Origin of the sequence: Streptomyces sp. NPDC016845, from assembly GCF_044332585.1 — a bacterium.
GTDB lineage: Bacteria > Actinomycetota > Actinomycetes > Streptomycetales > Streptomycetaceae > Streptomyces.
In genome coordinates, this window is the sequence record NZ_JBIRPI010000023.1 from 105,691 (window position 1) to 126,695 (window position 21,005).

The 21,005-nt window shown below is 70.6% G+C and carries 20 protein-coding genes and 4 pseudogenes; 10 read left to right on the plus strand and 14 right to left on the minus strand.

Going from position 1 to position 21,005, the window contains the following annotated elements; genetic code table 11:
* Window positions 1–8: 8 nt before the first annotated feature.
* Entirely contained in the window at window positions 9–2,558 is a 2,550-nt protein-coding gene (locus ACH4RC_RS35245) for a WD40 repeat domain-containing protein (RefSeq protein WP_398208106.1), read from the minus strand.
* The gene (locus tag ACH4RC_RS35250; protein WP_398208107.1) at window positions 2,555–4,738 is read right to left on the minus strand and encodes a hypothetical protein; all 2,184 of its coding nucleotides are present in this window, start codon (window positions 4,736–4,738) and stop codon (window positions 2,555–2,557) included. The genes ACH4RC_RS35245 and ACH4RC_RS35250 overlap by 4 nt, the downstream gene beginning before the upstream one ends.
* A gap of 20 nt (window positions 4,739–4,758) precedes the next feature.
* Here ACH4RC_RS35250 and ACH4RC_RS35255 point away from each other — a divergent pair, with 20 nt between their 5' ends.
* Window positions 4,759–6,252 (plus strand): hypothetical protein, encoded by a 1,494-nt coding sequence (locus tag ACH4RC_RS35255; RefSeq protein WP_398208109.1) that lies wholly within the window; start codon window positions 4,759–4,761, stop codon window positions 6,250–6,252.
* A 139-nt stretch (window positions 6,253–6,391) separates the two neighbouring features.
* Here the strand turns inward: ACH4RC_RS35255 and ACH4RC_RS35260 are convergent, their stop codons facing one another.
* Both ACH4RC_RS35260 and ACH4RC_RS35265 read right to left on the minus strand, forming a co-directional pair.
* Entirely contained in the window at window positions 6,392–8,533 is a 2,142-nt protein-coding gene (locus ACH4RC_RS35260; protein ID WP_398208111.1) for a tetratricopeptide repeat protein, read from the minus strand.
* Window positions 8,530–8,943, minus strand: coding sequence for a hypothetical protein (locus ACH4RC_RS35265; protein WP_398208113.1), 414 nt, complete (start codon window positions 8,941–8,943; stop codon window positions 8,530–8,532). The genes ACH4RC_RS35260 and ACH4RC_RS35265 overlap by 4 nt, the downstream gene beginning before the upstream one ends.
* A 238-nt stretch (window positions 8,944–9,181) precedes the next feature.
* Between ACH4RC_RS35265 and ACH4RC_RS35270 the strand changes: the two genes are divergently transcribed.
* Window positions 9,182–9,451 (plus strand): hypothetical protein, encoded by a 270-nt coding sequence (locus ACH4RC_RS35270; protein ID WP_398208170.1) that lies wholly within the window; start codon window positions 9,182–9,184, stop codon window positions 9,449–9,451.
* Window positions 9,444–10,085 carry a DUF6879 family protein gene (locus tag ACH4RC_RS35275; RefSeq protein WP_398208115.1) on the plus strand — a complete coding sequence of 214 codons (642 nt, stop codon included), beginning with the start codon at window positions 9,444–9,446 and terminating at the stop codon, window positions 10,083–10,085. Before ACH4RC_RS35270 ends, ACH4RC_RS35275 begins: the two co-directional genes overlap by 8 nt.
* 90 nt (window positions 10,086–10,175) lie before the next feature.
* Here the strand turns inward: ACH4RC_RS35275 and ACH4RC_RS35280 are convergent, their stop codons facing one another.
* From ACH4RC_RS35280 to ACH4RC_RS35295, 4 genes and pseudogenes are all read right to left on the minus strand, one after another.
* Window positions 10,176–10,379, minus strand: a complete 204-nt coding sequence (locus tag ACH4RC_RS35280) for a DUF397 domain-containing protein (protein ID WP_398208117.1) — start codon at window positions 10,377–10,379, stop codon at window positions 10,176–10,178.
* Window positions 10,376–10,663, minus strand: coding sequence for a DUF397 domain-containing protein (locus ACH4RC_RS35285; protein WP_398208118.1), 288 nt, complete (start codon window positions 10,661–10,663; stop codon window positions 10,376–10,378). The genes ACH4RC_RS35280 and ACH4RC_RS35285 overlap by 4 nt, the downstream gene beginning before the upstream one ends.
* 84 nt (window positions 10,664–10,747) lie before the next feature.
* Complete coding sequence (locus ACH4RC_RS35290; protein WP_398208120.1) at window positions 10,748–10,951, minus strand: DUF397 domain-containing protein; 204 nt, start codon at window positions 10,949–10,951, stop codon at window positions 10,748–10,750.
* Window positions 10,948–11,265 (minus strand): annotated as a pseudogene (locus ACH4RC_RS35295) (Scr1 family TA system antitoxin-like transcriptional regulator); the annotation flags it as partial. The gene ACH4RC_RS35290 and the pseudogene ACH4RC_RS35295, both read right to left, overlap by 4 nt.
* A gap of 31 nt (window positions 11,266–11,296) precedes the next feature.
* On the opposite strand from ACH4RC_RS35295, the gene ACH4RC_RS35300 reads away from it, so the two are divergent.
* Window positions 11,297–11,752 (plus strand): ATP-binding protein, encoded by a 456-nt coding sequence (locus ACH4RC_RS35300; RefSeq protein ID WP_398208122.1) that lies wholly within the window; start codon window positions 11,297–11,299, stop codon window positions 11,750–11,752.
* Window positions 11,753–11,904: 152 nt separating this feature from the next.
* On the opposite strand, the gene ACH4RC_RS35305 is transcribed toward ACH4RC_RS35300, so the two are convergent.
* Together ACH4RC_RS35305 and ACH4RC_RS35310 are read right to left on the minus strand one after the other, a co-directional pair.
* Window positions 11,905–12,258, minus strand: a complete 354-nt coding sequence (locus ACH4RC_RS35305; protein ID WP_398208172.1) for a hypothetical protein — start codon at window positions 12,256–12,258, stop codon at window positions 11,905–11,907.
* 16 nt (window positions 12,259–12,274) lie between these two features.
* Window positions 12,275–13,531 carry a helix-turn-helix domain-containing protein gene (locus ACH4RC_RS35310; protein ID WP_398208124.1) on the minus strand — a complete coding sequence of 419 codons (1,257 nt, stop codon included), beginning with the start codon at window positions 13,529–13,531 and terminating at the stop codon, window positions 12,275–12,277.
* A 490-nt stretch (window positions 13,532–14,021) separates the two neighbouring features.
* Between ACH4RC_RS35310 and tgmA the strand changes: the two are divergent.
* The 6 genes and pseudogenes from tgmA to ACH4RC_RS35340 all read left to right on the plus strand — a co-directional run.
* Window positions 14,022–14,276: pseudogene (gene tgmA, locus ACH4RC_RS35315) on the plus strand (putative ATP-grasp-modified RiPP); the annotation flags it as partial.
* Window positions 14,236–15,105 (plus strand): annotated as a pseudogene (locus ACH4RC_RS35320) (methyltransferase); the annotation flags it as partial. The pseudogenes tgmA and ACH4RC_RS35320, both read left to right, overlap by 41 nt.
* Window positions 15,106–15,122: 17 nt before the next feature.
* Complete coding sequence (locus tag ACH4RC_RS35325; protein WP_398208126.1) at window positions 15,123–15,419, plus strand: DUF6087 family protein; 297 nt, start codon at window positions 15,123–15,125, stop codon at window positions 15,417–15,419.
* 166 nt (window positions 15,420–15,585) lie between these two features.
* A pseudogene (locus ACH4RC_RS35330) lies at window positions 15,586–16,219 on the plus strand (CatB-related O-acetyltransferase).
* Window positions 16,220–16,322: 103 nt separating this feature from the next.
* On the plus strand, window positions 16,323–16,640 hold the full coding sequence (locus ACH4RC_RS35335; protein WP_398208128.1) for a WhiB family transcriptional regulator: 318 nt from the start codon (window positions 16,323–16,325) through the stop codon (window positions 16,638–16,640).
* A 93-nt stretch (window positions 16,641–16,733) separates the two neighbouring features.
* Entirely contained in the window at window positions 16,734–17,450 is a 717-nt protein-coding gene (locus tag ACH4RC_RS35340; RefSeq protein ID WP_398208130.1) for a GAF and ANTAR domain-containing protein, read from the plus strand.
* 72 nt (window positions 17,451–17,522) lie between these two features.
* Here ACH4RC_RS35340 and ACH4RC_RS35345 read toward each other — a convergent pair whose 3' ends face one another.
* The 4 genes from ACH4RC_RS35345 to ACH4RC_RS35360 form a co-directional block, all read right to left on the minus strand.
* The gene (locus ACH4RC_RS35345) at window positions 17,523–17,840 is read right to left on the minus strand and encodes a hypothetical protein (protein WP_398208132.1); all 318 of its coding nucleotides are present in this window, start codon (window positions 17,838–17,840) and stop codon (window positions 17,523–17,525) included.
* A 94-nt stretch (window positions 17,841–17,934) separates the two neighbouring features.
* Entirely contained in the window at window positions 17,935–18,309 is a 375-nt protein-coding gene (locus tag ACH4RC_RS35350) for an ankyrin repeat domain-containing protein (RefSeq protein WP_398208134.1), read from the minus strand.
* A 130-nt stretch (window positions 18,310–18,439) separates the two neighbouring features.
* Complete coding sequence (locus ACH4RC_RS35355) at window positions 18,440–19,924, minus strand: catalase (RefSeq protein WP_398208136.1); 1,485 nt, start codon at window positions 19,922–19,924, stop codon at window positions 18,440–18,442.
* A 356-nt stretch (window positions 19,925–20,280) separates the two neighbouring features.
* A complete protein-coding gene (locus tag ACH4RC_RS35360) occupies window positions 20,281–20,772 on the minus strand; it encodes a hypothetical protein (protein ID WP_398208138.1) in 492 nt (163 codons plus the stop codon).
* Window positions 20,773–21,005: the final 233 nt, after the last annotated feature.

The following is a 21,005-nucleotide window of genomic DNA, read 5'->3' on the forward strand; positions in this document are numbered from 1 at the left end:
CGACCCGCTCAGCGGGCCAGCGCCGGGTGTGACAGGTCCAGGCTCGTCAGCGCCGCCCCGGCCGGGCCCGCCATCGCCAGGTCCGCCGTGGCCGTCCCCGGGTGGGGCGTGGCGTCCAGCCAGGTCAGCGGGGTCGCGGTGGCCACCGTCAGCAGGCGGCGGCAGGTCGCCGCGTCCCAGAGCAGGACGATTCCGTCGCGGGAGGCGCTGACCACGTACGTACGGTGCTCGGCGGTGAAGGTCGCCACGGCGTGGACCGGCGCGTGATGGCCCGTCAGGCGCGGGCCGAGCGGTTGCGCGGTGGCCAGGTCCCACAGCCGTACGTCGGCCTGGTCGCCCGCGGTGACCAGGAACGGCGGGAGCCCGTCGGCCGGGGCGGTGTTGAGCGCGAGCGCGTGGAGGATGCCCTGGTCGCAGCGGATCAGGCCGGCGCTGTCGTCGGCCAGGGCCGGGTCCCAGAGGCGGACGACGCCCTCGGTGCCCGCGCTGGCGAGCCACGGCCGGCCCTCGTCCGTGCAGGCGGCGGCGAGCGCCTTGACGCTCATCGTGTGGCCGTCCCAGGTGCGGAGCGGGCTCGCGGTGTGCAGGTCCCACAGCCGGACGCGGTAGTCGTCCGAGGCGGTCAGGAGCAGGGCGAGGGCCCCGTCCGGGCTCGCGCAGGCGGCCAGGTGGCGGGTGGGCGCGCCGTCGCAGTCCAGGGGGGCGAGGGGAGCCGATTCGGGGGCCGCCGGGTCCCACGCCGTGACCGTGCCGGTCGTGTCGGCGGTCAGCAGCAACCGCTGCGCGCCGCCGCGCCGCGCCCAGGCCACGCCGAGTACGGGGGCGGAGCCGGTCAGCGCCGTCGTCGTCCGGCCGCTGCGCGTGGCGGTCAGACGTACGGAGGTGTCGTGGGCGGTGGCGATGAGGGGGCCCGCGTCGCTGTGCCACAGGGCGGTGCCTGCCGTGGGGCGGGGCGCGGGGGAGTGGCCCTCGGCCAGGACGCGGTCGATGTCGGCCGCCGTCCACAGACGCAAGGTCGCGTCGGCCGCGCCCGACAGGAGCGCGCCGGGGCGGTCCGGGCTCTCGGGCAGGGCGGTGAGAGCGGTGACGGTGTCGGTGTGGCCACGCAGGTCGGCGACCGTCCCGGTGGCGGGCTCCCACAGGGTCACGGAGTGGCCGCGGGCGGCGGCGAGGACGACGTACTCCTCGTCGTCCAGGGCCAGCAGGCACAGGTCCTTGACGGGTTCGCCGTGGCCGGGCGCGGTGCCGGGCAGCCGCCCCTCGGCGACGGACCAGGAGGTGAGGGTGCCGTCCGCGTGCCCGCAGTGGAACAGGCCCGGTTCGGCGCCCGGCGTCACCGTACGGGCGGGGGAGGGCAGGCAGTGCGTGGCGCGGACGGTGCCGTCGAGGTGGTGCACGGTCAGGTCGTGGGCGGCGTGGACGAGGACGCGTTCGCCGTCGGTGTCGACCAGGGCGGTCAGCGCGCCGCGCAGCACCGGGGGAGCGGTGGCGACCGTACGGGACGGCTCGGGCGGCGCCCAGCCGGCCAGCTCGCTGCGCCCGTTGACCGTCCATACGACGTGCTCGCCCTGGTCGTCGAAGCAGGACACGGCGTCGTCGAACCAGGTGGAGTCGGTGTGGTGGCCGAGCGCCGTGTGCCGGTGCGCGTCCCACAGCCGTACGGTGCCGTCGGTGCTCGCGGTCACGAGGTACTGGCGCCCGCCGGGTCCCGGCGGGCTGATGTGCAGGGCGCGGATCTCGCCGGTGTGCGCGGCGAGCGGGGCGCCCGCCGGGTGCGCGGTCGCGGCGTCGAGGAACTCGAGGGTGCCGGTCGCGGTGGCGACGGCGACCTGGAGTCCCCGGCTCGGATGGACCAGGGTGAGGAGCCGGGCCGGGGTGGCGGGGAGCGTGGCCCAGATGTTCGCGGACAGGCGCCAGTCGGCGTAGTGCGCGGTGAGCGGGGAGTCGGCGGGCGGCGCGGCCTCGGGCGGCATCCGGGTGCGCGGCGTGTCGGGGAAGGTCAGCGCGGTGTGGGCGAGGTGCAGGCTCGCCATGCGCGACGGCAGCGGTTCCTCGCGCAGGTAGGGCTCTATCGCCGACCAGGCCGTCAGCCAGTGCCGGGGCCCGCCCGCCGGCGTGTGGTGCAGCAGCGCGCGGATGCCGCCACCGGTGTCCCACGCGAGCGCCTGCGGCGGCACCCGGGCGTCGTCGAGGACGTGGCCGAGCGCGGCGTGCCGGGTCAGGTGGCGTCGTACGTACGGGGGCGGGGGCTGTCCGGCGTCACCGCTGCCGCCGAGCGCGGTCAGCTGCGCGGCGATCCGCGCGTGCACGGCGGCTTCGCCGTCGTCGTCGCCGGGCCCGTCGGAGGGGGCGATGCCGTACGGGGGCTGCGGCTGTCCGGCGTCGCCGCCCGGCGCGGTGGTGGCCCGCGCGTGCACGGTGGCCTCGTTGTCCCCGTCGCGGCCAGGGACGATGTCGTACGGGCGCGACGGCGGCCGGCCGGAGTCCCTGCCCGGGGTGGCGTCGTCGCCGGGGCCGGGGGAGGCGGCGATGTCGTGCGGGCCGGTCCGTTCGGTCACCTGGGGCCCTTTCGCTCGGCCGGCCAGCGGCGCAGGATCTGTGCCAGTTGTTCGTGGGCGGGGCGGTAGACGACGCGGTCGTCCTCGTGGTCAGTGGTGAGATACCCGGCCAGGCGGCTCTTCAGCAGCCGGCGGATCTTCTCGTCGGGGTCAACGAGGGGCGCACGGAGCACGGCGGCGGTCAGCGCGGGCCACACGTCCCCCCATGCGACCCCGCGCCCCAGCGCGAACGCGCTCGCGCGCAGCAGCCCGACGGCCTCCTCGGCGGTGAGGCCGCTGCCCGCGGCGGCGGCGAGTTCGATGTCCTTGCGCAGGAGGCCCGTGATGCCTTCGCCGACGCGCCGCAGCCAGTCCCGGTCGGTGAGCAGCGCGGGGCCCTCGGCCCGTAGCTGTTCCACGGCCAGGCGGGCGTGGAGGAAGGAGCCGGCCGCGCGGGCGCCGACGACGCGCGCGGCCCGCGCGACGGCCACCGCGTCCCACCGCTCCTGGTCGCGGAGCAGCACCCGTACGTAGGCGTCGATGTCCTCGTCCGGGTCGGTGTCGCAGCGCACGGTGCGGGCGTGCGGGAAGCGGTCGGCGAGCTCGCGGAGCAGGTCGTCGGCGGCGGGCCGCCGCGATCCGTCGTCGCCCGTCGGTGTGGGCCGGGCGCTGCGCACGCCGAGCAGCAGCCGCACCTTGCGGCGCCGCGTGGCGGGGCCCCGTCCGGCGGGCGCGGGCACGCCCGCCCCGCGCCGCGCGGGCCGGGTCGCGGTGACGAACGGGGCAAGCGCCGTGGTGATGAAGTGCGTCGGGTCGTACGCCTCGTCGAGGCCGTCCACGACGACCGTGACGGGCGGCCCCGGGCGGGACAGGAACTCCTCCAACGCGCCCTGCCAGTCGCCGAGTTCCACACTCCCCTCGGCGGGCGCACAGCCCAGCGCCTCGCCGAGCTGGCGCAGCGCGGTCAGCGCGGTGTGGTTGCGGGCCGAGATGGCCGCGCTGACCGCGCCGGGCGGAGGGATCGTCTCGGGCGGCCCGTCGAGCGCGGTCTTGTAGCGCTCCTCGCCCCGGAACAGCGGGTCGCTGAGCGTCACCATCCGGCCGAGCAGCGCCGACTTCCCGGTCCCCGCGCCCCCGGTGACGATCATGGCGCCGCGCGGACTCCGCGCGAAGTCGACCAGGAGCCGGTTGAGGCGGGTGCGCCCGGAGAAGTACCAGCCGCCGTCGGCCTTGTCGAGCCGCCCGCTGGCCTTCTCCAGCCAGTGCTCCAGCTCGTCGAAGGTCGCCGCGACATCGCTGACCGCGTCCTTGGCGACCCGTGGCGAGGGCTCGTAGCCGGGATTGGGCAGCGCCCGCGAGCGCTCGTGCTGCCACTGGGTGAGCAGCGGCTGGGGGATGTTGACGCGGGCGTGGGCGCGCCGCGCGCCGCGCCGCCGGGGCCGCTCCTCCTCCAGGAGCTTCGCGGCGCGGTTGAGGAGCTGCGTGAACTCGCTCATCGTCAGATGCGGGTGTGCGATCTGCTCGCTGGTGGTGGCGAGGAGGTGGGCGCGGGAGAGGACGCGGGCCAGTTCGAGGCCGAGGACCGTGCGGCCGCGTTCGGTGGTGGCGAGGACGTTGAGCCGCGCCTCCTCCTTGCGCACGGGCGCCAAGTCGTCCTGAAGCGCGACGAGTTCGCCCTGCACGGCCGCCGACTCACACATGTTGAGGATGACCAGGACGTCACGGGCGCGCGAGTCGAGGGCCGCGTAGGCGAGCGCGGACGTGGGCACGGCGGTGGCGAGGAGGCGTTCGTCGGAGGTGTCGGGCAGGCGCAGGTAGTGGCGGCTGGACTTGGCGGACAGGCCGTGCGCGCTGACGAACAGGATCAGCGGGGTCGCGGCGTCGGTGTCGCGCAGGCCGCTCGCGCTCAGGTACGCCTCGACCTCGTGCCGCGTCGACAGCGGCGTACCGTCCGGTGTCTCGGACAGCCGCCAGTCGAACGCCTCCCCGTTGCGCGGCCACCACAACTCCAGGGCCGCGAGCTGCTGTTCCACCGCCTCGTCGAAGGAGGGGTCGCCGTCCGGGACGACCAGGCCGACGAGCAGCCCGCGCGGCCCCGACTCCAGTGGCCCGTGCGGCCACTGCGGTCGCGGTGCGTCCGGGCACTGCGACGCGTCCGGGTCGGCAGCAACAGCCATGACCGGCCCCCGTTGCTCGCTCATCTTGCCTATTGTTCCCGTCCATGAGCTTCCAGCGACAGGTCGGCGAGGCCCGACCCGCCTCGGCACAGGCAGAGTTACCTCATCATGTGACGCAGGACGCGGTCGTCATCGTTCCCGGGATCATGGGCAGCGAGCTGCGCTCCGCCGAGACCGGCGAGGTCCTGTGGGGCCTGTCGGGGGCGCGCTGGCTCCTTCGGGCGTGGACCCGGCGCGACGGCCTGGCCGGCCTCCACCTCACCGAGGACGAACTCACCGGCAGGACGGGCCGCGTCCAGGCGACCCAGCTCCTGCGCCACGGCACGTGGACCCCGTACCTGCGCGGCCAGGAGCCCTACACCGACCTCGTCGACACCGTACGGGAGTACGTGGCCGACCCCGCCGCGATCATGAGCTTCCCGTACGACTGGCGGCTGCCCGTCGCCGTGAACGGCAAGCTGCTCGCCGCGCGGGCCCGCGAACACCTCACCGCGTGGCGCACGCACCCCGCGCACCTGGCTGCCCTGCGCCACCGCGCCGACCAGCGCCCCGCCCGCCTCGTCTTCCTCGCGCACTCCATGGGCGGCCTGGTCACGCGCAGCGCCCTGGACGGCAGCCACTTCGACGACCTGGCCGCGGACACCCGCACGGTCGTCACCCTGGGCACGCCCTTCTACGGCTCGGTCAAGGCGACCGTCATCCTCAACAGCGGGCGCGGCGCCCCGGTCCCGCTGCCCCACGCCCGCCTCCGCGAGCTGTGCGCGACCATGCCGGGCCTGCACGACCTGCTGCCGCTCTACCGCTGCCTGCGCACGCCCGACGACGTACGCCGCCTCGACGCGTCCGACATCACCGCGCTGGGCGGCCACCCGGACCTGGCCCGCGACTCCCTCACCTTCCACGCGAGCCAGCAATCAGTTCCCCTGCCGGACCACCGCGCGGTCGTAGGCACCCGTCAGCCCACCTACCAGAGCCTGTCACTGAGCTCCGGCCAGGTCACGGCGTACGAGGCGGGTGCCCGCCAGCACACCGACGGCACCCTCATCCGCGACGCCGCCGGAAACGTCCTGCACTTCTCCGCGCACGGCGACGGCACGGTCTACCGCGACGCCGCGTCCCTTTCCCGGCACGTCTCCCTGCTCCCCGTCCAGCACGGCGACCTCGCCCGCGCCGACAGCGTCCTCGACACGGTCGCCGACATCCTCCTGGAGGACGTCCCCCAGGGCCCGCCCCTTCCCGGCAACGGCGGCCCCGGCGCGGCCCTGTCCGTCCCGGACCTGGCCGAGGCGGGCGTGCCCTGGGAGGCGACGGCCCCGGACGTCGACACGATGCAGGGTCTGACCTTCACCCTGACCGACACGGAGACGGGCACGGAGCGCCCCCTCCCGGCCGAGATGCGGGACGGCCGCCCGGCGGCCCCGCTCACGGTCGACGCACCGGGCCTGTACCGGGTGTCGCTGCACACGTACGACCGGTACACGGTCAGCCAGTTGGTGCTGGTGGGGGAGGCGGGGGTGTCAGTGGAGGCGGAGGACTAGGGACGCGCCGGTCCTGCTCCTCACCCCGGAGCAGCGGGCCGACTGCACCCAGTTCATCCCCCATGGAGGTCCGGGCCCCGAGGACGGCACCGTCCAGGGCGTTGATGGCGACTGCGTCCCTGCGGCACATGTCGGCGCGTCATCGTCCGGAGCGGTACGTGTCCAGGAGCTGTCGGCCCGCGACGGTGAAGGGGTGCTCGGGGCCCAAACCGTGTTCTCGCCTGGCTACGACGTCGGTCATCAGATCGATGGCCTCCTCCGTATGACCGAGCGCAGCCCTGGTCCGGGAGAACAACTGCCGGGCCGCGAGCACGATCGGGTACTCCGGCCCGAAGCGCCGCTCATACGCGTCGGCGACCAGCCGAATCCCGCTGTCGGCCTCCGCGAACCGGCCCAGGAGGAACAGCGCCCACGCGTGGTTGTGCCGGGCGCCCAGGGTGACCGTGTGATCGGGCCCGAGGAGCCGGTCACACTGCGCGGGCAAGGAGAGCAGCGCACCGTCCTCCACGGTGGCCACCTCGCTCGCGGGCAGCATCTCCAGCAGGCTGGCACGGGCGCGCAGGGTCAGCGGATGCGAGAGGCCCAGCGCCGAGAGCCGGCCGGCGATGGTGGCGTTGAGCAGCGCGACCGACTCCTCTCGTCTCCCGAGATTCGCCAGCACGAGCTGAAGGCCGTAGGACGTGTCCAGGGTGTCCGGGTCGTCGGCCCCGAACAGACCCTCCTGAGTGGTACGGACACCGCGCAGCAACGCCTCGGCCTCCGCGAACCGGCCCAGTCGGAACAGCGCCCGTCCGGCTCTGGAACGGGCGGCCAGAACGGTACGGTCGTCTGCGCCGAGCAACCGCTGCCCGAGATCGGCGGCGGTCCTGGACGTTTCCCAGGCGGAGAGGTAGTCACCGGTGCGGTGCAGAGCGACCGACAGCCGTGTCGCCACGGCGAGGGCATCGGCAGCGACCGGCGACATGCCGATGCGCCGCAGCAGGGCCAGCGCGTGCGGGACCAGCAGACGCAGTCGCGGCTCGTGCGGCCCGGCGTCGGGGACGGCGGGCACGGCGGCGTCGAGCAGGCGGACGGCCACTGCGTCGAGCGTGGGCCTCAGCTCGACGGGTGTCGCCGCGGAGACGCTGTCGAGCAGGACGCCATGGCTCTGCACACAGCGCGCGCCGACGACCTCGACCAGTTCGGACAGCGACTGGTCGAGCAGAGCCCGCACAGCCGTCTCGGTACGGGCCCGGGGAAGTACCTCGCCGATGTCCTCGTGATTGAGCAGGGCCAGCGGCAGCGGTTCCGCGGCGAACCGGGCAAGCAATCTGAGCAGGGCCGCCGCTTCGGGCAGCCCCCGCGCCTCGAACGTGTCCAGGGTCAGCTGCCAGGTCAGGCCGACCAGGTGCCGCGGATCCGCCTCGGACAGCGCGTCGGCCCCGCGGTCGATCAACTGAACCCGTTCGTCTTCGTCGAGATGGTGTCCGTAAGCGTCCATCGTCCACGGGTCGAGCACTTGGTGGGAGAGGAAGCCTCCGGCCAGGGTGAGGGCGAGCGGCAGCCGCCCGAGCCGGTCCGCGATGCGGGCCGCCTGCTCCGTCGTGCCACTGTGCGGAGCGAGGTCGCGCAGTACGAGCGCGGCGTCCTCCCGTGGCAGTACGCCGATGTGCTGGAGTTCCGCCCCTGGCCACCAGCGGGCAGCCGCCCGACGGGTGGTCACTACGACGATGCCGCGCGGACTGGTGCGCAGCCAGCTGCCGTCCCGCAGGATCTCCGGCTCGTCCGCGTTGTCCAGGACCAGCAGCCAGGGTTCGCTGGAGCGGTCGAGACAGTGCCAGACGAGATCGGCGGCGGGACGGAGTCCATTGCGGGCGGCCAGCAGTTCACCGTCGCCCGCTCCGCGGTCGGCGGCCACGGCCAGCATGCCGCCGCGCAGGCTCGCACGGTCGGCGACGTTGACCCACAGGGCCACCCGGCCCTGTTCACCGGCGGCTTCCTGAGCGACCTCTTGAAAGAGTGCGCAGGCGACCGCCGTCTTGCCCGCGCCACCCATCCCGTACAGCACGTAGACCTCACCGCCACGCCCTGCCGTGACGCTCGCCCGCAGGCGCTCCATCACCTCGCTGCGGTCGCGCAGTACGACGGGAGGCCGCCCTACGGCCGGTCGGCGCACCGAGTCCGGGCCGCTGGGCTCAGGTCCGTCACCACCGTAGTAGTGGTGCTCGTTGATGTGCTGGTCGCCGGAGGTCTGGAAAACCCGTCCACGGTCCTCGGCGCGCCCGTCCATCCCACCCGTCATCGCTCTGCGATGTGCTGGTCTCGTCCCGCTTGGTAGACCCGGGCCTGGCCCGAAGCGGTGGCATGCTGCGTGACCTGGCGAGCGGTCGCCGAACCGTCGGGATCGAGTTCGTCCAGCAGCCGGCGCAGCTCGGGGGCGGCGTCGGGCCGGGCGACGATCAGACGCCGTGCGAACCCCTGCCATTGCAGGCGCAGTTCGTCCAACGTCTCCTGGTCGTGCGCCGCTACGGCTGCCAGCACGTCCTCGCGGCCCGCCTCCAGTTCGGCGGCCACGGTCTCGGCTCGTTCGGGTTGCATCCGACGCCAGAGCTGCGTGAACCCGTCACGCGTGCGCTGCCAGGCATCTGCTGCCATCAATGTGACCAAGGTGGTTCCCGCGCTCTGTGCGAGCGAGGTCACTTCCGGGTCCACACCCACCCCTCCATTCACCCGATATGCCGACAACACAGTAGGAAAAACGTACCTGCCAGATGTATGCATGATTTTCTTTCCCGCAACATCATTCCACCTCTGAGCAGCACGAGACAAGGAGGAGTCAATCCTCGCCATTACCCTTGCGGGCCAGGCCTGACGCGTGGTCAGCCGGAACCGTTGCGCGCTACAGTGAAGCTCAGTGAAGCCATCCGACCAGCTGAGGGGGGAAGCGAAGATGGCCAGGCCATGGGAAGCAGATCCGGACGCGAATTTCAAAAGGCGTTTGGGTAAATCACCTCAAGAACTGGGTAACACGACTGGGACTCCCGACTGCCCCGACATCTGGGAACTCACCAACGGGGACATCGCCGTCATCGGCCGCGACCTCACGGAATCACTGGCGAAGAACCTGCCCGACGGGGTCTCCATCGGCTCGGACGAACGCCTCGTGGTCATCCCCAGGAACATGCTCGTCGCGGCGAAGCCGGACATCCCCAGTGTTTGACTCCTTCCCCACCGGTGCCCCGCAACGCATGGATCGCCGCACGTACCACGCGGATCTCGGCCGGTTCTACACCAGCGGCATCAGCTTCCTGAACAAGCTCGAACGCGGACAGCACTTCGCGGAGCGCGGCTTCGCCAGCTGGGAGGCTTTCGCCACGGGTGACTGGAGCAGGGCTCTGTCCCTGGCCGACGAAAGCCGCGAGGAGTATGCGGAGGAATTGCGTCGGGCCGGGCAGTTGGGAGTTCGGCATCGCCGCCTCCGCGTGGTGGAATTCCCGGTTACGCCGTACGTGCAGTGGGAGTTGTTCGTTTTGCGCGTGCGGGTGGATGTGGGCGACGACATCAAGATTCTGGACGCCCGTAGTATTACAAACATCGAGCGGAGGCGTCCGGTTCCAGAAGCGGTGGTTCTCGGCAATGCGGTGGTGTACGAAGTTGTCTATGACGATGACGGAAACCCGGATGGAGCCAACCGCTACACCGACCGGGACCTGATCCAGGAAGTCAACTCAGGTTTCGATGCGCTCTATGCGCGCGGTGAGGATTTCCGCGCATTCTTCGAGCGGGAGGTCGAGCCGCTTCCCCCGCCCGATGTGGCGAGAAGCGGAAGCGGGGCGCCTTGCGCGCCGTCATAGACGGTCGTGCCGCCCAGCACCTCACACTGGGGTAATACGACCCCGCGCAGGCCCTCGGCAACGCGCATCTGTCGAGGGCCCTCGTACGCCTCAGAAGGCCGCGAACTCGACGAAGGCGGACCACGCCGTGGGTTCTACGGTTACTGCGGCGCGGGTTGTGTCCTTCGAGTCCCGGACGTGAACCCGGCTGAGGTGAGCGGCGACCTCGACGCATTTGCCGCCTTCTTCACTGCTGTAGCTGCTCTTGCGCCATACCGACTGGTCTATGCGTGGCTGATGTGCCTGCGCGTTCATGGCTCTCCCAGCAACTTCTCCACGTACGCCAATGATCCACGAGAAGTCGCAGCTTCCGCCCGGATGATTCCGTACTTGACCTGGAGGTCGTCAGTCGCTGTGGGGGCGTTTCCCTTCATGACAGAGAGGAGTGCGAAGAACGCGGCGGGGGTGGCGGTGAGTATCGCTCCGCTGGGATCGGCGGATTCGGTCACGTGAATGTGGGCGGCGGTGGTGGCGACGTGCAGGCAGGCTTCGCCTTCGCCGCAGTAGGACGACTTCTGCCAGATGCTGAGCTCCTTCATCGGTGCCTCTCAGGTAGTTCGGACGAAGTGATGGATCAGGGTGCGTGATCCGGTGTCGGTCAGGCTGAGGGGCCTGCTGCGGCCTCAGAAGGCCGCGAACGCGACGAAGGCGGACCACGCCGTGGGTTCTACGGTTACTGCGGCGCGGGTTGTGTCCTTCGAGTCCCGGACGTGAACCCGGCCGGGGCGGGCAGCAACCTCGACACACTCCCCGCCGTCACCGGCGCTGTAACTGCTTTTGCGCCAGGCAAGTCTGTCCAGGCCGAGCCCAGGCGTTTCCCCGCTCATCTCTCTCCCAACAGCGTCTCGATCAACTGACGTGATTCTGCCGGAGTGTGGGCTTGTGCGCGCAGAGAACCGTACGTTCGTTCAAGCTCCCGGGCCCTCTGGCGGCCTGTGTGGACACGACTGTCGCCCTGCACCTCCGCATAGGCGATCCTGCGCCCGTCCTTCATCTCCATCAAGGTGAACGGGCCGGCCAATCCCGCATGCTCCTGACGGGAGAGCGGCATCACCTGAATCTCCACGTTCCGCTTCTCCTCGATGAGCAGAAGTTGTTCCAGCTGCCCGCGCCAGACAGCCTCACCACCAAGCGGCCGCATTTTGAAGTCAGCAACTCCCATGAACGGGCATATGCCGCAGCAACCCGAAGCCGAAAGCGAGTTCGCGATGCGCTTCACCTCGACGCCGCGTGGTGCCCGTCTGGCCCGACGTCTCGTCGCACACCGTCTCGATGAATGGGGCCACCCCTACGCAACCCCGTCCAACGAAGCCCTCGCACTCATCACCGCTGAACTGACCGCGAACGCGGTACTCCACGGCCACATCCCGGGCAGGGACTTCCATCTACGACTCACGCCGGCCGGGAACGCCTTCCGTATCGAGGTGACCGACACCCGCGCGGAGAAACACTTCCCGGCAACTCCCTCAACCCCCGACTCCACGTCCGAGTCGGGCCGCGGCCTGCTCCTCATCACCGCCCTCGCGGATGACTGGGGTGTCACTTCTCGCCCGGCCGCACTCGGCAAGACGGTCTGGGTAGAGCTGTGCGTACCGCGGTACCGGTCGCAGAGGCTGCCTCGCGCATGAAGGCGGCACACCAGGGCATGACATGACTGTCGGCACAACGTTATGACCTGCACAAACGTGCATGGATGATGCTTCCGTGGCTACTGCGATGGCTACGCAACAAGACGTCCCCGTCCGGATCGGCCCGGACGGGGACGTTGTCGCTCCTGAGATCAGACGGTCCCCTCGATGCGTTCGAAAATGTCCGCGTCCGTCTCCCGCTGCCAGACCGGCAGGTCGGACCAGTCGGCAACATATCCGGGCTTCGGGTCTTTGAAGTGCCTGAACATCTGGGCGGTCCAGCAGATCGCGACGAACCGGCCCTTCTGCTCGCGGGTGAGCCGGGCCGCATGCCCGCCGCTGACATCGACGAAGTCGCGCACCTGCCCGTACACGGCGGTGGCGGCTTCGCGCTCCCACTCGGGCGTCTCGTCCCACGGCGTGACGTAGCCAGGCTTGGGCTCGCCGGGATAGTGCTTGTTCACGCCATCGATCCATGCCTCGCGGAAGATCCGGCCGTCACTCATGCACGTGTCCCTCTCATCATGCGGTGCGCGGAAGCGCCGCGATTCGGTGATCAAGAATCGAGACTCGGTCATCGGACACAAGCGGGGCAAGACGCCCCCGAAGCCCGTCCAGCTTCTTGCCGATGAATCCCGAATTCGACCGGTCGGCCAGTCCGAGTGCTTGCTCCGCGTAGTGCACGACCTGGTCGACGTCCCGCCTGTGCGCTCCGAGCACGGCGAGGTCGCTCAGAACAGCAGCGCGGCGACGCAGGGACAGAGGCTGAGCAAGGGCTGTGATGAGCGCTTCCTCGGCGAGATCGGGGCGGCCCAGCTGGAGGTAGCAGGCCCCTCTCTCCTCCGCCAGGCGGGAGCCGTCGAAGCGGAGCCAGCCGCCGTTGTGGGAATGAGCGCCGTCGAGGGCGTGCACTTCCTCGGCTTCGTCGAGAGCCCGGTTGCACGCGTCGAAATCGCCCACGGCCGCGTACGCCTGTGCCTGGACGGCCGCGACCCAGTGACGGGTGGAGAGAGCGCCATCGCCCCTCCGGGCGATGCGGGACGCTGCCGCGAGCAGGGGTTGGGCAGCGTGCGCACGGCGCGCGTACAACTCGACGTACGCATGGCGGGTCATGGCACAGGCCCACAAGTCGTGGTCGCCACCGGCGTAGGCCGCGTTGGCGGCCAGTGTGTAGCACTGCGCGGCGTCGGTGTACCGGTTGGCGTCGAAGAACAGCTCGCCGACGAGCTGGTAGAGGTCGGCCGTCATCCGACACAATCGGGACCGATCCACAGCAGTACGGGTATCGGTCAGCCTCTTCGCCATCACATCGAGCTGTGCGCGCACCGCAGGAAAGACGACCTGCTTGGCGTCCGATAGCGCGTAGACCTGCCAGAGGCTGCGATGCAAGGCGTCCCCCGTCTCCAAGAGAGTCGATGCTGCGCGCCCCCGGGCGGCATCACCGGGATCGGGAAGAGCGACCAGCGCACCCGTAATGGCGAGCAGACCCAGGACTTCGCGGCGCTTCATGTCGTCATCATCACCATGGAGGAGGAGAGGAGCGGCGGAGAGCCAGGCTGTCTCGGCCGGCTGTTCGTCGGAGAGAAGGGCTTTCAGCTCGGGGAGGGTCACTCCCAACAGCCCTGCGATATGCGGCCGTTGATGGGGACGCGGGGTGGCACGACCGGTTTCCCAACGGACCACGGTGGACGCGGCCACCGAGAGCGCTTCTGCGAATTCCTCCTGAGAGTAACCCCGGGCCGCGCGCCGTTCCGCAAAGTGCTTACGCCTCGACGTCATAGGTCTCCCCTCACAAGAACCCTTTCACGACTTGTACCCGCCACGCGCCAACGCCTGAAAAACGCCCGGGTATTGCGCGAGGTCCGCTCTGGGGAAAGGTAGCGGATCGTCGTTCACTGGTCACACACCGTTCGTAGGGGGGTGGAGGTTCCTCCGGGCGGCCCCCCACGGAGAGGAGCGACCCTCGTGACAACCTCCGGACTGCCCCGCAGGAACCCTGGCGCCAGTGGCCGTACGTACACGCCGCCGGAGCTTCGGCCAGGTGTGCCGAGCCGGGCTCTGCGGGTACGGGCGGCCGGCGGTTGGGAGAGGTTCATACGCCGCGTCGAGGCTCGGCGGGAGCCGGAGGGGTGAACCCGGTCGGTTCCGACGGCTACGAGCACCACCCGCATCCAGGCCGCTCGCCCGTGAGCCGCGGCCCGCAGATTGCCGTCCGCGCCCCCTGGCGCAGACGGATTCCCGCACCACACCCTTCGACCCAAGGAGTCTCATGACCACCTCTGTCGCACTCCCCTTCCCCACGCCGCCGTGGGGTGCGGGCCGACTCGCGCCCTACCCGACGGTCATCCCCCGCCCCCACACCACGGTCGCCATCGACCCCACGACGCAGCTTGGGGTGTTCCGCGACCGCGTCGGGCAGGTGGTCGAGATGGGCAAGCACGGCACCAGCTCCGGCACCGAGACCTCCACGACGACAAACTCGGACTCCCGGAACGACCAAGGTCGTTGGCATGATCGAGATGCTGGACCTCGTGACGGGCCACCGAGTCCTGGAGATCGGCACAGGCACCGGCTACTCCACAGCCCTGATGTGTCACTACCTCGGCGAGGACAACGTCGCCACGGTCGAGGTCGACGCGCAGGTGGCCGCTCGCGCCGATGCCGCTCTCGAAGCCGCCGGCTTCTCGACATGGGCGGCGACGGGCGACGGGCTCCTCGGCCACCCGTACCGAGCACCGTACGACCGGACCATCGCCACCTGCGCGGTCCGTCGCATCCCGTACGCGTGGATCAGGCAGACGAGACCCGGAGGCGTTGTTCTCGGCACGGTCGGCTCGTGGCCGTGGGGAACCGGCCTCGCGAAACTGGCCGTCGGCGATGACGGTACCGCTGAGGGCTCGATCGTCGGGCGCTCCTCCTTCATGCAGGCGCGGGCCCAGGCCGTGGCCCCCGTGGCCGGCGTTCTCTCCGCCCGGACCGCGTATGCGGACAGCGAACGGAGCACTCAGGTGTCTCCTCTTGCCCTGGAGGAGTGGATGCCCGCCTTCCTCGCACAGCTAACGGCGCCCGGTGCTCAGTTCGTCCGCGCGACGGGCGGTGACGGCTCGCCCTTGCGGTACCTGTTCGATCCGGAGAAGGAGTCGTTCGCCGAGTTCCTCGTCGATGGTGAGAACTGGACCGTCCGCCAAGGCGGCCCGGTGGCCCTGTGGGATGACGTGGAACGTTCCCTCGTCGCCTGGCAGGACGCCGGGGCGCCGGAGATCGACTCCGTACGGCTCCACGTGACGCCCGCGTCCCACCGGTACTGGATCGACCAGGCGCCCTCCCTGCGCTGGGAGCACCGGATCACCTGACCCACTACGCTCCGGACATGGACGACGAACCGCTCTCCCAATGGGCCGAGCGTCGCGACGCGAGGATCGGGCAGCTCCGCGCCGTACCCCTCGTGACCGGCGACGGCCCGAGGGCATCGCATCTGAACCCCGATGCGCCCCGGGCGATCCAGCGGTGGAACGGCCATCTTTGGGAGCCGCACGGCTTCGCGGCGAATCTCGCGGAAGCACGGCGCATCCTGTTTCCCCACACCGAAACTGTCTCCACCCGTAAGGCATCACCGAAGCTCGGCCCCGGGACCGGCAGACATCGGAAGCCTCCGACCTCCTCATGACGCTGCGCGTACACGCGGGGTGACGGGGCGGCCCCGGCGGGGGCGTCGCACCGTCATGACCAGTGCAGATTCGGCCAGTTGAGGCTGGGCGGCGAGGCCGGGGCGGGTATGGAGGCGGCGGACTGGGGCACCTGGTCCAAGGTCGAACACGAAGAAGGTTCCCGCCATGCCCCCGGTCCCCGCCGACCCCATCGTCCTGCACCCTATGCCGGGGCAGCCGCGCGTCGTGCTGCTCAAGCCGCTGGTGAAGTCCCCGCTCATCGGGGTCGGTGCGTACTCGTACTACGACGACCCGGACGAGGCGACCGCGTTCGAGACCCGCAACGCGCTGTACCACTACGGGCCCGAGACGCTCATCATCGGCGCGTTCTGCGCGCTCGGCACGGGGACGAAGTTCATCATGAACGGCGCGAACCACCGGATGGACGGGCCGTCCACGTTCCCCTTCCCGACCATGGGCGGCTCCTGGGCCGACCACTTCGACCTGATCACCAGGCTGCCCGGCCGCGGTGACACCGTCGTCGGCAACGATGTCTGGTTCGGGCACGGCGTCATGGTCATGCCCGGCGTCCGTATCGGCCATGGCGCGATCATCGCCTCCGGCGCCGTCGTCACCTCCGACGTTCCGGACTACGGCATCGTCGGAGGCAACCCGGCCCGCCTCCTGCGCACCCGGTTCGACGCGGAGACCGTCGCCCGGCTGCTCGCCGTCGCCTGGTGGGACTGGCCCCGCCGAGCACGTACGGACCATCATGGCGGGCTCCGTCGCCGAGCTGGAGGCGGCCGCCCCCCACCCGTAACTCCCCGTTCAACCCCTGGTGATGGGGTGCTTGACCTCGGGTGGGTGGCGTACTGTCACCCGCCAACTGCAATGAGAGACCAGAGATGATCGAGGGGCGGGAAGTGACTGACAGCCTGGACACCTGGTGGGAACGGGCGGCGTGCCGTACGGCGGACCCCGAGGAGCTGTTCGTCGAGGGGGCCGCGCAGACCGGCGCCAAGCGGATCTGCGGCGCCTGCGAGGTCCGTACGGAGTGCCTGTCGCACGCGCTCGACCAGCGCATCGAGCACGGCGTCTGGGGCGGCATGACCGAGCGCGAGCGCCGCGCCCTGCTGAGGCGGCGCCCGACCGTCACCTCGTGGCGGATGCTCCTGGAGACGGCGCGGGCCGAGCACGACCGCCGTCCCGGCGGCCGGCGGGAGGACGCGGCGGCTTCCTGACCACCGGGGCTCGTGGCTCGGTCACCGCGGCCGTCGTCCGTGCGAATCTGGCACCCTGCACGGCAGCACCCGCGACGCGACTGGAGAAGCCCGATGGACTGGCGCGATTTTGCCGTACACATGGCGTCCATGGCCCGCGGCTTCCGCGCCGACGACTCCGTGGAGACCACCCTGGACAAGATCGCGCGTGCGGCGGTCGAGCGCGTCGAGGGCTGTGACGCGGCCGGTGTACTGGATCTGCGCAAGGGCCGGGCGCGGACCCTGGTGGCCACGGAGAAGCTCGTCGACGACAGCGACAAGCTCCAGGAGGAGCTGGGCGAGGGCCCCTGTTTCGACGCCGCCCGCACCGGCCATCCCGTGTTCCGCATCCACGACGTGAGCACCGAGACGGTGCGCTGGCGCCATTACGCGCCCCGCGCCCACGCGCTCGGCATCGGCAGCATGATGGGCTTCCTGCTCTACACGGACGACAAGGACGACCTGGGCGCGCTCAACCTGTACTCCAGGAAGCCCGGCGCGTTCACCGAGGGCAGCGAGACCGCGGGCTGGCTGCTCGCCGGGCACGCGGCGACGGCCTTCTCCAGCGCCCGCGAGCACGCCTCGCTCGAACAGGCGATGGAGACGCGGCACACCATCGGTGAGGCCATGGGCATCCTGATGGCCCAGTACCGGCTCGACGAGACGGAGGCGTTCGACGTGCTGCGCCGCCACTCGCAGGACCACAACGTCAAGCTGCGCGAGGTGGCGCGCCAGGTGTGCGAGCGCGGCACGCTCAAGGACGGTCCCGAGCCACGGTCGAGTCCCGCCTGATCACGCCCGCCTGATCACGCCCGCAGGAACGCGAGGGCACCCTCGGGGCCGCCGTGCTCGCGGCGGCCGGGGTCACCGCCAGGACGTCGCGTCCACCGCGGCCCGTCGCACCGTCGCGCCGACGAGACGCCCGTACGGGGCCCTGGGGGAGCGCCGGGCCGGTGCGGAGGCGGTGAGGAACCGGGACGTGACCCCGAGCAGGCCGACGAAGACGGTCAGCAGGAGCAGGGCCACCCACATCTGCCGGCTGCCCGGATGCGTCCACGCGGTCCACGCGGCGGACGCCGCCCACAAGGCGGTCCCCGCCGCGTAGAAGACGCGCATACGGCGCAGACCCTGCTCCGCGCGCGCCGCCGAGGAACGTGCGGGGGTATCGGTGTCTACTGTCATGCGCGCCCGTGTACCCGGGATTCGATCACTCAGTGGTGCGATCGTCGGACAGAATTCACACGCGGCCGAAACCGCTCACGTCGCGATGCCTGCTCTACAGCAGGTGCGCGCGGCCGAACATGGTTGCCGCCTCGCGGGCGGTCGGGGTGCCCGAGTCCAGGTCCGCACCGGCCTCGACCAGGACGGCGACCACCGCGTCCTCGCCCTTGAACAGGGCACCGGCCAGGGCGACCTGGCCGCGGTCGTTGGGCAGGTCGGGGTCGGCGCCGAGCCGGAGCAGGGCCCGTACGGTGTCGGCGTGGCCGTGGTAGGCGGCGAGCATCAGGAGCGTGTTGGACTGCGCGTCGGTGACGTTCACGGGCAGCCCGTGCTCCACGAACTCCGTCAGCTGGGCGGTGTCACCGGCGCGGGCGAGGTCCATGGCGATGGCGACGACGCGCTCGGTCTGGTCGGGGGTGAGCTGGTTCATGCGGTGTGTCTCCGGAGCTCCGGGTGTGAGGCGTGAAGTGTGAGATGTGCGGGACGGGCGACGCCCCGCACACCCATGACAGGTGTGCGGGGCGTCGCGAGCAATGTGTGTGCCGTGTGTGCCGTCGCGGTCAGAGGTTGCCGGCGGCCAGCGCCTCGATCGCCTTGCGCACACCCTCGCCGTAGGCCGGATCGGCCTGCGTGCAGTTGTGGATGTGCCGCTCGATCGTCCGCTCGGAGGCGCCGTTGATCGCGCGGGCGGTGTTCTCGAAGAGCACCTGCTGCTGCTCCGGGCTCATCAGCCGGAACAGGTTGCCGGGCTGCTCGAAGTAGTTGGCGTCGTCCTCGCGGAAGTTGAAGCGGTCCGCGACGGAGCCGACGGCCTGGCTCGGCTCGCGGTAGGCGGGCTGCTCCTGCCAGCGGCCGTAGGAGTTCGGCTCGATGCCGGGGGTGGCGCCCTGGTTGCCGTCGACGCGCATGGCGCCGTCGCGGTGGTAGGAGTTCACCGGGTTCTTCGGGGCGTTGACCGGGATCTGGTGGTGGTTGACGCCGAGCCGGTAGCGCTGCGCGTCACCGTAGGAGAAGAGGCGGCCCTGGAGCATCTTGTCGGGGGAGTAGCCGATGCCCGGAACCACGTTGGCCGGGGTGAACGCGGCCTGCTCCACGTCGGCGAAGTAGTTGTCGGGGTTGCGGTTCAGCTCCCACTCGCCGACCTCGATCAGCGGGTAGTCCTTCTTCGACCACACCTTGGTGAGGTCGAAGGGGTGGAAGCGGTAGTTGTCCGCGTCCGCCTCCGGCATGACCTGGATGAACAGCTTCCACTTCGGGAAGTCGCCGTCCTCGATCGCGTCGAAGAGGTCGCGCTGGTGCGACTCGCGGTCCTGGCCGACCAGGGCCTCCGCCTCGGCGTCGGTCAGGTTCTTGATGCCCTGCTGGGTGCGGTGGTGGAACTTCACCCAGAACCGCTCGCCCTCGGCGTTGACCAGGCTGTAGGTGTGCGAGCCGAAACCGTGCATGTGCCGGTACGAGGCCGGGATGCCGCGCTCCGACATGACGATGGTGACCTGGTGCAGGGCCTCGGGCAGGTTGGTCCAGAAGTCCCAGTTGTTCTCGGGGCTGCGCAGGTTGGTGCGCGGGTCGCGCTTGACCGCGTGGTTCAGGTCGGGGAACTTCAGCGGGTCACGGAAGAAGAAGACCGGGGTGTTGTTGCCCACCAGGTCCCAGTTGCCCTCGTCGGTGTAGAACTTCAGGGCGAAGCCGCGGATGTCGCGCTCGGCGTCGGCCGCGCCGCGCTCACCGGCGACGGTGGAGAACCGGGCGAACATGTCGGTCTTCTTGCCGACCTCGGAGAATATCTTCGCGCTGGTGTAGCGGGTGATGTCGTGCGTCACCGTGAACGTGCCGAACGCGCCCGAGCCCTTCGCGTGCATCCGGCGCTCGGGGATCACCTCACGGTCGAAGTGGGCGAGCTTCTCCAGGAACCACACGTCCTGCAGCAGCATCGGTCCCCGCGCACCGGCGGTCAGCGAGTTCTGGTTGTCGGCGACCGGGGCGCCGGCGGCTGAGGTCAGGGGCTTCTGGTTGTTCTCGGGCAAGGCTCGCTCCTCGTTCGGCATGCTGCATGTCTCGTATGGAAGCCATCCTATGTTGGACTCGTTCTAAGTCAAGGTGAGACCTGCTTTCCGGCCACTCACCGCTCAGGATGGTTACGCGAGCCATGCCCTTCCCTGAGTGGAGGGTCGAAGCCGCCGGTTACCGGCCCGTCAGCGCAGCGCACAGGGCTGAGCCCTGAGCCCGATGGTGGGGTGTGTGGATGTGCGTGTGTTGACGTGTTGGTTGACGCGTACGTCGGCGGTCATGTTGACGCGCAGGCTGACGCACATGCATGTGTGCGTGTATGTGTGCGAACCGCGCTGCGGGCTGCGGGCTGCGAACCGCGCTGCGGGCTGCGGATCGCGGACTGACGGCTGCGTCAGTCGGTCTTCTCCGTGAGGGTGTACATCACCGACCGCTGCTGCTTGTGGCGCCGGATCCGCCCCTTGGCGACCAGCGACTCCAGGGTGTTGCGCACGACCTGCGGGGTGGGCGTCCGGTCCGGGTGCTCGCGCAACAGCTCGTCGCGCAACTCCTTGGCCAGGCGCGGCTCTTCATGGGCCGCGAGCAGGCCCATGAGCAGGGTGCCGAGCAGCGGCTGGCGCACCTCACCGCGCCCGGCGGCCGACTTGGCGTCGACGCCGGCCGGCTCGCCCTGAGCCTGTTCCGGCAGCGCCGGTCCGGGCAGCGCCTGTCCCGGCAGCGGGGACCGCTCGGCGAGGCCGATGATGTCGACGAGGAGCGCCTCCTCCTGCTGCAGCATCCGGAGCTTCTCGGCCAGTTCCTGCTGTCGGCGACGGTTCTCGTCCAGATCCGACGCGGCTTGCGCTACATACCGCGACCGGAGCGTGTCGGCTGATTGGCTGGTCACAACCGGTCACTCCCTCGTAATGGTGTGGATGCAGGGCATCGTACTCACGCGGGGGCGCCGTCGGAGTGGGTATGTCTCACACACAGTCGTACATGTGTTCATACGTACTCGGTCGGAAAAGGTCCACGTCGCGCCACTGTGTCACTGGTCAGGGCGGTGATAAGACGCGGGCCGGACGCGAAGCGTCACCGGCACACCTCGGTCGGCGACCGCACACCCGACTGCGACACCCG